12 protein-coding genes and 4 tRNA genes are annotated in these 13,962 nt (G+C 39.4%); 11 read left to right on the top strand and 5 right to left on the bottom strand.

What is annotated here, in order from left to right; all coding sequences use genetic code 11:
- Positions 1-154: 154 nt before the first annotated feature.
- From AC2SLL_RS10335 to AC2SLL_RS10285, 11 genes are all read left to right on the top strand, one after another.
- Entirely contained in the window at positions 155-1,156 is a 1,002-nt protein-coding gene (locus tag AC2SLL_RS10335) for a polyprenyl synthetase family protein (RefSeq protein WP_486531610.1), read from the top strand.
- 537 nt (positions 1,157-1,693) lie between these two features.
- Positions 1,694-3,724, top strand: coding sequence for a tetratricopeptide repeat protein (locus AC2SLL_RS10330; protein ID WP_486531609.1), 2,031 nt, complete (start codon positions 1,694-1,696; stop codon positions 3,722-3,724).
- A gap of 110 nt (positions 3,725-3,834) precedes the next feature.
- On the top strand, positions 3,835-4,521 hold the full coding sequence (gene lolB / locus AC2SLL_RS10325) for a lipoprotein insertase outer membrane protein LolB (RefSeq protein ID WP_486531608.1): 687 nt from the start codon (positions 3,835-3,837) through the stop codon (positions 4,519-4,521).
- Between the two features lie 220 nt (positions 4,522-4,741).
- Entirely contained in the window at positions 4,742-5,707 is a 966-nt protein-coding gene (ispE, locus tag AC2SLL_RS10320) for a 4-(cytidine 5'-diphospho)-2-C-methyl-D-erythritol kinase (RefSeq protein ID WP_486531607.1), read from the top strand.
- Between the two features lie 108 nt (positions 5,708-5,815).
- Positions 5,816-5,891 (top strand) — tRNA-Gln (locus AC2SLL_RS10315).
- Between the two features lie 230 nt (positions 5,892-6,121).
- Positions 6,122-6,197: transfer RNA gene (locus AC2SLL_RS10310), tRNA-Gln, on the top strand.
- A gap of 82 nt (positions 6,198-6,279) precedes the next feature.
- Complete coding sequence (locus AC2SLL_RS10305; protein ID WP_486531606.1) at positions 6,280-7,236, top strand: ribose-phosphate pyrophosphokinase; 957 nt, start codon at positions 6,280-6,282, stop codon at positions 7,234-7,236.
- 264 nt (positions 7,237-7,500) lie between these two features.
- The gene (locus tag AC2SLL_RS10300; RefSeq protein ID WP_486531605.1) at positions 7,501-8,190 is read left to right on the top strand and encodes a 50S ribosomal protein L25/general stress protein Ctc; all 690 of its coding nucleotides are present in this window, start codon (positions 7,501-7,503) and stop codon (positions 8,188-8,190) included.
- A 77-nt stretch (positions 8,191-8,267) separates the two neighbouring features.
- Entirely contained in the window at positions 8,268-8,855 is a 588-nt protein-coding gene (gene pth / locus AC2SLL_RS10295; RefSeq protein ID WP_486531604.1) for an aminoacyl-tRNA hydrolase, read from the top strand.
- Positions 8,856-9,035: 180 nt separating this feature from the next.
- The gene (gene panD / locus AC2SLL_RS10290) at positions 9,036-9,416 is read left to right on the top strand and encodes an aspartate 1-decarboxylase (protein WP_486531603.1); all 381 of its coding nucleotides are present in this window, start codon (positions 9,036-9,038) and stop codon (positions 9,414-9,416) included.
- Between the two features lie 85 nt (positions 9,417-9,501).
- Positions 9,502-10,455: a calcium/sodium antiporter gene (locus AC2SLL_RS10285; RefSeq protein ID WP_486531602.1), complete on the top strand. Its 954-nt coding sequence runs from the start codon at positions 9,502-9,504 to the stop codon at positions 10,453-10,455.
- A 470-nt stretch (positions 10,456-10,925) separates the two neighbouring features.
- Here the strand turns inward: AC2SLL_RS10285 and AC2SLL_RS10280 are convergent, their stop codons facing one another.
- The 5 genes from AC2SLL_RS10280 to AC2SLL_RS10260 form a co-directional block, all read right to left on the bottom strand.
- Complete coding sequence (locus AC2SLL_RS10280) at positions 10,926-11,405, bottom strand: hemerythrin domain-containing protein (RefSeq protein ID WP_486531601.1); 480 nt, start codon at positions 11,403-11,405, stop codon at positions 10,926-10,928.
- 233 nt (positions 11,406-11,638) lie between these two features.
- Positions 11,639-12,319, bottom strand: a complete 681-nt coding sequence (locus AC2SLL_RS10275; protein ID WP_486531600.1) for an RDD family protein — start codon at positions 12,317-12,319, stop codon at positions 11,639-11,641.
- A 308-nt stretch (positions 12,320-12,627) separates the two neighbouring features.
- Positions 12,628-12,704: transfer RNA gene (locus AC2SLL_RS10270), tRNA-Arg, on the bottom strand.
- Positions 12,705-12,996: 292 nt separating this feature from the next.
- Positions 12,997-13,086, bottom strand: a tRNA-Ser gene (locus AC2SLL_RS10265).
- Positions 13,087-13,327: 241 nt separating this feature from the next.
- Positions 13,328-13,897, bottom strand: a complete 570-nt coding sequence (locus tag AC2SLL_RS10260; protein WP_486531598.1) for a YggT family protein — start codon at positions 13,895-13,897, stop codon at positions 13,328-13,330.
- Positions 13,898-13,962 lie beyond the last annotated feature (65 nt).

Below are 13,962 nucleotides of genomic sequence, written 5' to 3'. Positions count from 1 at the left end.
TAAAACAATATGTTAAATAATAATTACTATTAAAACCCATTGTTGAGATGCTTACTAAATAAGTTGAACTCAAGACTTCTCTAGCTCATTGATCCTAGCTTATACTCAAAACTGGCTTATCCAAAAATCATTACATAAGACTCATTATAACCTCATGACAAAACCCAACACTCTACACCGCTTTCCTAATAAGACTCACAACCAGATTCAAGCTATAGCCCAATTCAAGGCCTTATCAGAGATAGTGTTAACGACTCTACAAAAGGACATCGAAACCGTCCTAAAACATGCCAATATGCCCAGTCCCTTAAGGGATGCTTGTGCTTATGCAATCCAAGGCAATGGCAAGCGGGTTCGGCCTTTACTGGTTGCCGCCAGCTACCAAACTGTGATGAAAACCACAACAAATGCTCAAGTTGATACCCCTTTTTTAAACGACGCTTGCCGCCGTGCTATGCTAGCTGTTGAACTACTACATACCTATTCACTCATTCATGACGATCTGCCTTGTATGGATGATGATGACTTACGTCGTGGGCGAGCCACATGCCATATTAAGTTTGATGAGGCGACAGCCCTATTAGCAGGTGATGCACTGCAAACCTTAGCATTTGAAGTATTGACAGCGGACATTGCTGATTTTGAACCCGTATCAGTTACACAGTCTATTGATACCTTGCAAGTCTTTACCCCCCGTGCCCGTCGCATGGTAATGGGTCAAATGCTAGATATAAACGCAGAGAACAAAACAGTACAGCAGGATGCACTAGAGGCCATACACCATGACAAAACAGGCGCGCTGATTGAAGCGGCTACATTGATGGGTGGGTTATGTGCCTTAACTGAAGCTGATGAAAACAGTGATAAACACAGTCAATTGCTGGCTTTACAAGAGTTTGCTACTAACATTGGCTTAGCGTTTCAAGTACAGGATGATATCTTAGATGTGATTAGCAATACCCAAGATTTAGGCAAACCTGCTGGTAGCGATGAAGCGTTAAATAAATCTACCTATGTTAAGCTAATGGGTGTTGACGACGCTCAAAACTATGCCCAAACACTATTTAGTTCAGCAAACAATGCAATTACCCAAACCTTTGGCAACTATACTTACTTGCACGGATTGGCCGATTGGTTATGGACACGTCAAAAGTAATTACCCGATGAAATAACTATCTAAAATGATAATATACCAATATTAATAGTTAACAATCGATAGTTAAGATAGAGTTAAGGCATAAAGTCATAATAGGTTTTATCATATGTAGTCAAACCACTCTTACTAGTAGCGCCGTCTCGGTTGGTCTGGCTGTGAACACCGTACTTATTATTACTCACTTAATTTTTAGTCTAAGTATTTTTTTAGTAATTGTATAATGTCTTTAGTCCATTACAGTTGCACAGTATACGAACTTTACTTGGTAAACTGATTATACTACTCAGCTATATTCTCTTAGTTGTGCTCTAGTTAAATCAAGTTCAACATTGAATGTTTTATTTTTGCTACTCACTATCCGCTTTAGGGAATAGTCTATAGTCGAAGTTACCTTGATAAGAAGTTGCCTTAATAAATGGTTATAAAACAACCGAGCTTAGATAGTCGCTGATTGATTAAATTGGGTACAGCAAGCGACGTTACTAGGGTAAGCGTTTAAAATGACTTTGGTTATACTTAATTATTATCGGCTTAATCATGATATTCCTGCACCATTTAAATCCGTCTAAAACCTTCATTGAAGGCGATAATATAGGATGCGAAAACTATTTTCGTTGTGCTAGCACACGTCTGTGGGTGCGCCATTTAACTTATTTACCTAGCTCAAATAAGTCAAATAAAAAGAAAACTGGGTCTAAATATAAATTACCTGATACTCTGAAAAGTAGATTAAAAAGTCGCCGTATGTTAAAGGTTTGCTTGGTCATTACAGTTGTTGGTATAACCACTTATTCACTACCAGCCAGTGCCAGTGTGTTTGATCCGATCATACGTGTTTTACTGCCTTCTAAAGAGCATAAAAAGGCAGACTATAGAGCAAATACAAACCAAAGTTCAGGTTCAGCAGCGGAAGAGCAGTCAAAAATTGACAATCGCACTGAACCTCAAGTCACACCTGACCAAACCATAGTGCGTAAAAGACCAAGTCTTATGAATGTGATGCATGCCGAGTTCTTGGCTAATCGTGGTGACATAGACAAAGCGCTGTCTATTTATAAAGCAGAAGCATTCAAAAATGATGCCACTAGCGTTTTTGAACGCGCGCTCTCGTTATCACTGTTATATGAGCCCGTGGAAGATTCGCTAAGCTTTGCAAAATCTTGGCAGCAGCAGAATCCTGAGCATATCCCTGCTCAATTTTATGTCGCTCATTTAGCCCTCAAAGCTTATGATTATAGCTTAGCAGGTAATATACTAACTCAAATCTTAGAGTACGACCCTCAAGCAGATTTGAGCGAAATCCTCATTGGTATCTACCCAACCAACGCAGCCGATAAACGTAAGTTACTTGCAACATTGCAAGATCTACCAGACCACGAAAACTCATCCATCCAAGTGATGGAGGCGGGTTTGATGTCACAGCTTGGGCAACCAGAAAAGGCCTACGTTAGCATTAGTAAAGCCTTAAAAGCTCAACCTAATAATGCCCCTTATATTACCCTTAAGGCAGATATCATAAAACAGCTACAACCCTATCCAGAAGTATTAAGCTATATTGAAAAGGAACGAAAAAGATTTGTTAATAACAAAACTTTGTATTTATATGAAATTCGCTATCGCTTATCGCTCGGTCAAAATAAAGAGGCTTGGGCACTTCTTCTAGAAGCACACGATTTATTCCAAGATGATGAAATAACCTTACTTGCAGCTTTGGTCAGTATCGATATTGAAGCCTATGAAAAAGCTGATGAGCTCCTCTCTAGCCTAGCCTCTTCGCCTTATTATCTTGATCGAGCTTATTATTATTTAGGTATCAGTGCTGAGCGCCAAGGTAATTATGACAAAGCTGAGCGCTTCTTATCCAAAGTGATGCAAGAAAATTTGGTGTTAGAAGCCCGTAAAAAGCTTGTGGCTATTCAACTACTACAAAACGAACCTGAACGTGCTTTAGATACTCTAAAGTTATTTAGCGAGCAGTTTGATGTCTATGCGCCTGATAGTGCCATTATGCAGGCAGATATTTTACGCCAACAAAACAGAATTGATGACGCACTGAGAATATTAGCCGACACAAATCTGCGCTTCCCTGACGATACTAAATTATTATTTGCCAGGGCACAATTACTCGATAATGATAAGGATGCGACGCTAAAACGCAGCCTCTTAAATCGGTTAATTCTTCTAAACCCTGAGAATCCCGATTACAAAATTACCTTAGCTGTGCTTTTATTTGAAAGCGATAACCAGCAAGATATTGATAAATCACTTGAGATTGCGCAATCTATATTAAATTTACCTTTTGACTCAGCATTTTATAGTCAAGACAATTACTTAATGGCACTAAATTTAATAGCAGCAGACGCCTTAGCTAAACAGCGTTACCAAGCTGTGGTCAATTATTTAGAAGTACCTTATCAAGTGTCTCCAACCCTTGATACGGGTATAATTTTATTACGTGCTTATCAAGGGTTAGAGCGTGATGATGAGGTATCGAAATTACTAACCGACTTACAAAATCGTTTTGGATTGGGTCAAAAAGATATCAGTGATCGATTACAGGCTTACTAAAGGCCAGTATACCATTCGACTATCATATCATTCGACTATGCCACTACCCGAGGCTGATAAAATCTAGCAAAATAGCCCGTCACTATTGTGATTAAGACTTAGGAATTATCATGTCAATATTTTCAAAAAAATACTTATCCAAATATTCAACCACACACTCAACCAAGAGTGTATCCAAAAGCAGACTGAAAAAAGTTACCGACAGCCATTATTTACTGGCAGTTAGCTTGATCGCTTGTGCGCTTGTAACCTCAGGTTGCCAAACTATCAAACCGGTTGCACCCCATGATTCAAGTAGCCAGATAATGACGCCTACAGTGCTTCCTAAGTTTAATATACGGGGAAAAATTGGTGTAACCACACCGCAAAATGACAGCAAAGCAGCGCAGTCTGGTAGTGCTTTCTACGTCTGGGCTCAAGATAATAATCGATTTGCAATCGATCTTACCGGTGCTTTAGGCATAGGTCATACCACTATCGAGTATAACGGCAATACGGCAAAGCTGGTTAGTGAGCAGACAGGGGAGATGAGTGCTACGAGTCCTGAAGAATTATTATACAAAGCCACTGGCTGGTCTGCGCCCATATCCCAGATGCCTTACTGGATATCTGGACATCCTGCCCCTTCTGATAGTAAGAGTACGCAAGACAGTATGGGTCGTTTAAAAACTGCAACTAATACCAATTGGTTAGCAACGTTTAGTTATAATGCTCAAGACACCTTACCCAACAAGATTAAAGTACAGCGTGACGATGGACATAGAGTTATTATGACGATTATCCACACACAGCCTTAACCTTAAGAACGCTAAGTTAAGCTACTTTGAATCAATAGGGATGAACCTTCATTTTTAGCCCTCTCCATAAAGGCACGCCATTAGGGCAAGCTTTGTCACTTGGTCTATTTTACTAAGTTCATGTCACTAAGCTTATGTCACTAAGCTTATGTCACTAAGCTCATGTTATTAGACTCATAATGCAGTCATGTGAAATTACCATAAATATAGGGTGTCGCTTATGACTTCAATACCGCAGCTCAGCCTGTTTTCCCCAGCTAAAATCAATCTTTTTTTACATATTATAGGCAAGCGAGAAGATGGCTATCACAATCTGCAAACTGTGTTTCGTTTGCTCGATTGGGGTGATACCCTTGATTTTTATGTCACAGAAAAGCCGTTTCAATTATCTGAGCCTATTAGCGAGACCTACCTGCCCATAACCCTGAGCTGCAATGTTCAACTGACAGATAACCTACTCGATAACTTGATTGTTAAAGCCGCTAATGGTCTAATAAATTGGGTAAAAAATAATAATATACCACTGCCTACCAGTTCGCTACCCTCTAGCGGTTTAGAAAGCTTGCCGGTTATTCACATTCGATTAAATAAAAACTTGCCCACAGGCGCAGGCTTGGGGGGCGGCTCCTCTAACGCTGCGACCACCCTATTGGCCTTAACTAAACTATGGAGACTGCCCATAGACCAAGCCGCACTCATGGAGATTGGTGCAAGTATTGGGGCAGATGTCCCTATATTTTTATTTGGTAAAGATGCCATTGCCGAAGGTATCGGTGAGGTGCTTACTCCGATTGCGCTACCTAAGCAAAATTATCTCATTTTAAATCCAAATGCACATGCTTCAACACAAGCTTTGTTTGCTCACCCTGAGCTTAAAAGAGACGTCATTAACCTCACTCATATAGAGATCATTGAGCAACAAAGCTGCTTTGTTAGCAAGCTCAAAACACCATTTGGTAATGTTTTTGAGCCCATCGTAATAAAGCTAGTTCCAGAGGTCAGATGCGCTTTAGAGTATTTAATAGGATTAGAACGTATTACCCAAAGTAGCGCTCGAATGACCGGCACGGGTAGCAGCGTATATCTTCCTATTCCGAGTAGCAAGCTTAATGAGATAGAACATTATATTGAGCATGTCCATGTTCCACCATGCCGCTGGGTAATTACTCACTCTATTGTGGCTTAGGTCTTTTATTGGCTAGTACCGTTAGTAGATTGCATAATTTTTCTGTTGCAAAAAAACTTAAAAACAGTTGCAATCATCAATTTGTACTGTATAATAACTCGCCCATATAGGGGTATAGCCAAGTTGGTAAGGCATCAGGTTTTGATCCTGACATCCGTTGGTTCGAGTCCAGCTACCCCTACCATTTTCGTCATACTGTAAGTCGTTTTTAATAGTGGTTTTAAACGATTTAGTTTATTGACATGTCTAGTTAGTTTTCGGTATAGTTCGCCTCGAACGTTATCGAAAAGCAATATCAATATTAGAAGTTATTTTAAAAAATAAAAAACCTTCTAATAGCTAATTATCAAGAAGAATGTTAAATTTGTTCTTATAAGAGTATGAACAAGTATCTTGATGATTGTTATTTGTTATAGGGGTATAGCCAAGTTGGTAAGGCATCAGGTTTTGATCCTGACATCCGTTGGTTCGAGTCCAGCTACCCCTACCATTTTCTGAACGTTCAACTTCTCTTTTTTATTTGTGCAGTCTCTACTGCTCCTCTCTTAAGTCAAATAAATAGGACTTGAACCATGCCATATCTGGCGATTTTTACGGGTAATGCCCACCCTGAGCTGGCAAAAACGGTTGCTGACCATCTACATATTCCTCTTGGTAGAGCTGATGTTACCCGCTTTTCCGATGGCGAAATTGCAGTTGAGATAAAAGAGCATGTCCGTGGTAAAGATGTCTTCATTTTACAACCTACCTGTTCTCCAACTAACGATAACCTAATGGAAATCATGGTAATGGCCGATGCACTTCGTCGCTCAAGTGCTGGCCGAATTACTGCCGTTATGCCCTACTTTGGCTATGCTCGTCAAGACCGTCGTCCGCGTTCGGCACGTGTCCCTATCTCCGCCAAAGTAGTCGCTGACATGCTAAACATCGTTAGTATTGACCGAGTTATGACCGTTGACTTGCATTCAGACCAAATTCAGGGGTTCTTTGATATCCCAGTAGATAATATCTACGCCACCCCTGTGTTATTAAAAGACCTGCAAAAACAAGGTTATGACAATCTAATGGTTGTGTCGCCCGATGTTGGTGGTGTTGTGCGTGCTCGAGCCATGGCAAAAGAGCTTGGCGATACTGATTTAGCGATTATTGATAAACGTCGTGCCCGTGCAAACGAATCGCAAGTCATGCATATCATTGGCGATGTAAAAGATCGTGATTGTGTTATTGTTGATGATATGGTGGACACTGCTGGTACGCTTTGTAAAGCAGCACAAGCATTGAAAGACAATGGGGCGCGCCGTGTACTGGGTTATATTACTCACCCTGTCCTATCGGGTAAAGCTATTGAAACAATCAGTAACTCAGTACTGGATGAGCTTGTGGTAACTGATACCATTCCGTTGACGGCGGAAGCTGAAGCCTGTGATAAGATTCGCCAAGTTACTATAGCCTCTTTATTAGCTGAAAGCTTACGCCGTATTAATAATGAAGAGTCTATCAGCGCAATGTTTGAATACATTGATATTTAAATTCTAAAGCCGCTAATTTGCTTCTCGTTATTACTGGCGGTTATTATTTTCCGCTATTAGTCGATTGAAACCGCTATCTTATTGATAGCGGTTTTTTGTACTGGATTTTAACCAGACAAATGCGTATAATACGGCCTCTGTATCTGTGTGAAATGCATTTATTGCCTTTCTACGCAAATTCAGATTACCTGATTCTTGTACTGTCTCGTTGGTCGCAAACGTGCTGTACAACATCAACAACCTAATTTTTTCAAGGATACTCCTATGAGTAACGTATTATATACAGTTCAGGGCATTGCCCGTACTGAAGACCAGCAGGGCAAAGGTGCGAGCCGCCGCCTGCGTAAGCAAAACTTAGTTCCAGCCATTATTTATGGTGGTAACGATGAGCCCACTGCTATCTCTATTAAAAACAATGAGTTGTGGAAGCTGTTAGAGAATGAAGCCTTCTTCTCAAATATCTTAACTATTAAGATAGGCGATGACGAGCAATTAGCCGTTATTAAAGACCTACAGCGCCATCCTTCAAAGGGTTACCCAATGCATGCAGATTTCCAACGCATTGTTAAAGGCGAGAAGATCCACATGAATATCCCTGTTCATTTTGTTGGTCGTGAAGATGCCCCAGGTACTAAAGCTGGTGGTGTATTATCTACTCTAGTTTCAGATTTGGAAACTATCTGCCTACCGTCACAACTTCCAGAATATCTTGAAGTTAATGTGTCAGAAATGGAGATTGGTGATTCCCTACACCTATCAGACATCAAGCTTCCAGAAGGTGTTGTTTTAGTAGAGCTTGAAAACGAAGATGGTACAGACCGTACTGTTGCTAACATGCAGCCACCAACTGTTGAAGAAGTTGATGAAGTTGATGAAGATGCCGAAACAGTTGATGCTGCTGATGTACCAGCTACTGAACAAGGTTCTGAAGAAGAAGGTAAAGACGACGAGTAATTGTCCTCTATGACCTACTTTATAGTTATGACAAGTTTGAACCTAAGCATTTCAAGACTTAATAAAGTGAGAAAGCCATGTCCCAACTTAAACTAATCGTTGGGCTTGGTAACCCAGGCCAGCAATATGCCCAAACACGGCATAATGCTGGTTTTTGGTTTGTGTGCCAAGTTGCTGACCTGTTTAATATTGAGTTAACCAGTGATAAAAAGTTTCATGGCTTAACCGGTCGCGGACTCATATATAATACAGATGTGCGTTTACTTCTACCCACGACGTTTATGAATAAATCCGGTCAGTCCGTTGTGCCTATGGTTAATTATTATGGTATTAAGCCTCAAGAGCTCTTAATAGCTCATGATGAGCTTGACATTCCCGCTGGAAGCATCAAGCTTAAAACGGGAGGTGGGCATGGTGGTCACAATGGCCTCAAAGATATCACACCGCATTTAGGCAACGACTTTCATCGTTTGCGTATTGGTATTAGTCATCCAGGTCATAAATCTAAAGTAAGTGGGCATGTGTTATCCAAGCCCTCAACTGATGAGCAAACTGCAATTGATGCCTCATTAGATGCAGCAATAAACTCGCTTGAACTTATGGTTACTGGTAATATCGAAAAGGCGCGCACTCAAATTAATGGCTTTAGATTACCTTCGATATAAATTCAATGACTTAAACCGTATTAATTTTAATGTTAGGTTTTTGTTGATATTGATTAACCCGCTATTTAAAACTTTTATTTTTGCCCAATTTATATAAATATAGCCGTTTGCAAAACGCTCAAATGGCTAATTTAGCATGCACACCATTTAGACTATTTAATTGATTCCAAGGAACTGCTTATGTTGTTGACCCTACTTAAAGGCAAATTACACCGAGCGCGTGTTACTCATGCAGATTTACATTATGAAGGATCTTGCGGTATTGATGGCGACCTTCTTGATTTGGCAGGTATCCGTGAGAATGAATCGATTGATATTTATAATGTTAGTAATGGTAAACGTTTTCGTACTTATGCGATAAGAGCTGAAGCTGGCTCTGGCATTATTTCACTTAATGGTGCCGCCGCCTATCAAGCGGACTTAGGCGATATTGTCATTATTTGTGCCTATGCCCAAATGGACGAACAAGAAGCTGATTTACATAAGCCTAAATTGGTTTATTGTAATGAAGATAATACTGTTAAAGACACCGCTAACATTATTCCTGTGCAAGTATCTTAAAACATGACGGTAGTCAGGCTTTATAAACGCCAAACAATATGATTGTATGGCGTTTTTTATTGAAATAAACAAAAGGGGAAGCCTTATGGGGCTAGCTGTAATCGCTATTGTTATCGGTCTTGTTATTTTGGTATGGAGTGCTGATACGTTTATCGATGGAGCAACTGATTTAGCCTTACGCTTTAATATGCCTAGCTTCTTGGTAGGTGTCTTGATACTGGGTGTTGGTACTTCAGCACCTGAAATGGTGGTCTCCGCTCTTTCTGCCTATGCAGGTAGTCCGGGGTTGGCATTAGGTAATGCTTATGGGTCTAATATTATTAACATTACCTTAGTACTTGGTGCCACTGCCGTGATTAGTCCTATCTTAGTCTCCAGCTCGGTTGTAAAACACGATATGGTTTTGCTATTGATAATAACGCTATTAGCGGCTTGGCAACTAACCGATGGAAATCTATCATTAATTGATGGTGTGGTTCTTATTGCAGCCCTTATTATTGTGTTATTAACTCAAATTTTTTTGAGTATACGTAGTAATCATGATAGCAAAATTGAGCGTAGTCATAATATTAACACCACTAAAGCATTCTTTACTGTGCTTGTTGGTTTAGGGTTATTAATTGCTAGCTCGCGCGCTATTGTATGGGGCGCTGTTGAACTGGCCAGATTCTGGGGCATTAGTGAGCTTATTATAGGTTTGACAATCATAGCCATTGGCACCTCATTACCTGAACTAGTCGCTAGTATAACGGCGGCAAGACGGGGTAAACATGAGATGGCACTGGGTAATATTATTGGATCCAACCTATTTAATACATTGGCCGTGGTTGGACTCGCCGCTATTATTAGCCCCATGAGTGTTGAACCTGAAATCCTAACCCGAGATATGCTAATGGTGGGTATTTCTACTCTATTATTATTTGTGCTATCTATTTTTGCCTTTAAACATCAAAATCAACTTAAGCTAAAAAGTGGGGTTATATTAATAGCAGCCTTTATAGGATATTCTATTTGGTTAGGGTTAACTTCGCTTACTTAATTGACCAATTGCATACTATAGTCAGCGAACTACTAAACGGTTACGGCGTTAACCTCGTTAAGCCTACTCCAGTAGTACTTGCACTCGATTGCCTTGTAACCATTTTAGACTTCTTTGACTATAATAATCACTCAGCAAAAGCGCTTAATTAGAACCTCCTGATTAAAAGGCGCTACTTAACCGCCTTTACTGCGACATAAATTCTTCAAGCTTGCTAAGTATGAAGATCATAGACTAACGGTTATTAATAGAGTAAGTATTGGCATAGCTAACCCCAAAATTAAATTAAGATATAAAATGGATACAAGTAACTAAAATAGTAGGCTTAGTCAGTTTGACACACGAATACTTCAAGAATCATATTAAATCCCCATTACTGACTGAATTGACCGTTTGGCAAATGAACGAACAATACACATAAAAAAGCACCGCTATAGCTTAGCGGTGCTTTTTTATGTGTACGATCTACGCTACATATCTTTGTGGTTTAGTGCAAACTCATCATGTTCAACTTGATATAAAGCACCAAGGCGCTGCTGCAAATCGTCATCAAGTATCTGACTTGCTTCTTTGAAAAATTCGTTCTCTTCTTCTTTTAAGTGATGTCGTACTTTATGGATCAAATCGGCACAGGTATCGTTCCAATTATCAATACTAACACGTCCATCATCTAACGTTTCCATCATTTCATCCATTTCATGATGTTCAGTAATTGCATGGCGCGATAACTCCAAACCCTCATCGTGCTGCATGACTGGAACGTATAAATGACGCTCTTCAGCCGCTGCATGCGCTTGTAACTCAAGCTTAAGCTCATTATAGATAGATAGGCGCTGATCTCTATTATCAGTGGCTTCAAGCTTATCGCATAAGTCCCGTTGAACTTCATGCTTAGCTATCAACGCTGCAAAAATATCTTGCTTAAGGTTGATATTATTTTGCTTGCTCATAGTTATCTCCTAATCACACGATCGACAGTTTGTTTCATGTCTAGATTATACCGATTAATCTACGCAGTTACCGTCATAGTTAGCATAAGTTTTGTATGAACGTTTGAATAATGCTAGCAGTGCTTACTTATATCTATTCAACTGATAACAAGTCAGCAAGATGAACTACATTTAATCTCAGAATTAAGCGATCGGTATACAATTTAACTATGCACTTATGCCACTGACAAAGGCTATTGTTTCTTTCTGAGCGATTTAAATAATCCTTGGTGATGAATCTTTGGCATCTTAAGGGTAACCGTATTGGATAAAATATCATGTACCGCCAAACTACGCCGATTGAATGAGCAAAAAACATAATTAAAAATGATGCCGATAAAAGCACTCGCTAACATAGCGCTTCGCGACCCATGTAATGCTAAACCAACTAAGCCACATAATACGGGAACGAGGCATGCCGCCAAAATGCGTTTAACCGTTTGTCCCCAATTTAACAGCTGACCCGTGCTAGTTACTGTTTTTAATCGCCAAGTCTGCATACCAAGCGTTTGACCAGCTCGGCGCCAAAATAGCCCATAAAATCCGATGAGAGTGATGATGAATGCTGGCGTTAATACGAGATTTTGATACCACTGCGGTAACGTTTGTGCTTGATCTGAGGTAACTCCTGTCTCCATAGTCATCATAGTTCCTATCACAGTGAGTACTGTACCCACTAAAAATAATAGGGCGAGAATAAGCATACCATCATAAATAATTGCAATCATCCGCAAACCTGCCCCCGCCACTTCAGGTTCGCCCGATATACTCACGCCTTCAATACCACTCGGTCTAGATTTCTTAGTATCGCTTTTGCTACGATTAATAGGATCTGTATTAACCTTACTTTTTTTTATATGATGTAATTTTTTCATAAAATAAAGTTAACCTAAAATAGTATAATCATAATAAGTCTAGCATTGTAGCGTATTTTTGCTCATAAGGCGGAGTCAAAAATATTGAATAACATACAGGTATACAAAAAGCACACGCACAAAAAAATCGCCAAAACTTAGGGCGATTAAAATATAGTAACTACTTAGGTTAGAACCATAAATGTTAGGTTAGAACGATAAATAGTAGGTTGGAACAATAAATGAGATCAGGTAAATCAGCCGACAGATAAAATAGACACTTTAAAATGATAGTAAATTTTATACCAGTTCTGACTCTGTACATTAGATGGTGCGCCTTGAGAGATTCGAACTCCCGACCCCTTAGTTCGTAGCCAAGTGCTCTATCCAGCTGAGCTAAAGGCGCATAATTATCTAATAAGTTTTCTGAAACCTTCCTATAAATACACTTGATAAATAACTTTCATCTTTAATAGACTGAGATAGTTACTAATGGTATTTAAGAAGTTATTTACTTTACTTCTTACTAACAGCGATACTTCTTATTAAAGGCGATGTACTGCTATTAACAGGCTGGCTATTATAGCCAATATTTCTATTTAGTCAATCACTTTTAATTAATTATTTATTTAGCAACTGTTGAATTTAATAACTTATAACTATAAATTGCAACACTAATTAAATTATATATTTAAAAATGGCGGTGAAGGAGGGATTCGAACCCTCGATACGCGTTAACGTATACACCCTTAGCAGGGGTGCGGTTTCAGCCACTCACCCACTTCACCGTGACGATATAGACCACGACCTATGCAAAAGCTAAAGAATCCAGCTTATTGCATCATGTCGTGGGCGAGTATTATAGCAAAATAATCTAGCTTTGCAAGGTTGATTTACGCTTATTAATAACTAATTCAGTATTGTACTCATTAACACAGCACATAGAGAATCAACTTCAATAAGTTCATGTCTGTCATAAATGCTATTCAGCCATAAACACTGTACATCTATAAAATACATAACTTTTTATTAACCGAACATCGGCGCCAAATTATTTGCAATAGTAGTCACAATAATTTCAATTAATAATAAACCAAAAATAGCGATCATTGGCGATAAATCAAGCATACCAAGGTTTGGAGTAATGCGACGGAATGGAGCAAGTATCGGCTCTGCCATTTGCATGATAATACCTAAAATAGGATGCATTTTTTGGGTAAACACGACAATCCAACTAATGATAATTGAGCCAATAATTAAATAGCGAGCAGCCCGTAAGAAAGCTAAAATCAGTGACAGCGTGCCTTCAAAAAACAGCTTTACCGGAGTGTAACCATAACCCAGTAGCGCGGCATTGCCCGATATGTCAACGAGCTTTAACAAAAACAATAACATGACCGCGGCCAGACTAATACGGCCATCACCTACGGTTGGAAAGATGCGACCAAACACATCAACGACTTGGGTCGCTTTATACGCTGGCTCAACGTAAGGGTTATTACGTTCAATTCCTGAGAACTGTAACATAAACCGGATAAAAACCAGCAACATGGCAAAGTTTATAACCATATTAAATATGGTAAAAATAGGACTAGTCATTCAGCATACTCTTACTAATTGGGCTTAAAATAAATGGGATGTACTACTTTATAAAGATCTATCGG

This window comes from Psychrobacter sp. CX97, from assembly GCF_057396285.1.
The sequence above is the reverse complement of the archived record's forward strand: the minus strand, read 5'-3'. Positions and strand labels throughout refer to the sequence as shown.

Coding starts and splice junctions, on each gene's coding strand:
- pth (WP_486531604.1), top strand. CDS start 8,268: ATGTCCCAACTTAAACTAATCGTTGGGCTTGGTAACCCAGGCCAGCAA.
- AC2SLL_RS10280 (WP_486531601.1), bottom strand. CDS start 11,405: ATGAGCAAGCAAAATAATATCAACCTTAAGCAAGATATTTTTGCAGCG.
- panD (WP_486531603.1), top strand. CDS start 9,036: ATGTTGTTGACCCTACTTAAAGGCAAATTACACCGAGCGCGTGTTACT.
- AC2SLL_RS10275 (WP_486531600.1), bottom strand. CDS start 12,319: ATGAAAAAATTACATCATATAAAAAAAAGTAAGGTTAATACAGATCCT.
- AC2SLL_RS10330 (WP_486531609.1), top strand. CDS start 1,694: ATGATATTCCTGCACCATTTAAATCCGTCTAAAACCTTCATTGAAGGC.
- lolB (WP_486531608.1), top strand. CDS start 3,835: ATGTCAATATTTTCAAAAAAATACTTATCCAAATATTCAACCACACAC.
- AC2SLL_RS10305 (WP_486531606.1), top strand. CDS start 6,280: ATGCCATATCTGGCGATTTTTACGGGTAATGCCCACCCTGAGCTGGCA.
- ispE (WP_486531607.1), top strand. CDS start 4,742: ATGACTTCAATACCGCAGCTCAGCCTGTTTTCCCCAGCTAAAATCAAT.
- AC2SLL_RS10300 (WP_486531605.1), top strand. CDS start 7,501: ATGAGTAACGTATTATATACAGTTCAGGGCATTGCCCGTACTGAAGAC.
- AC2SLL_RS10260 (WP_486531598.1), bottom strand. CDS start 13,897: ATGACTAGTCCTATTTTTACCATATTTAATATGGTTATAAACTTTGCC.
- AC2SLL_RS10335 (WP_486531610.1), top strand. CDS start 155: ATGACAAAACCCAACACTCTACACCGCTTTCCTAATAAGACTCACAAC.
- AC2SLL_RS10285 (WP_486531602.1), top strand. CDS start 9,502: ATGGGGCTAGCTGTAATCGCTATTGTTATCGGTCTTGTTATTTTGGTA.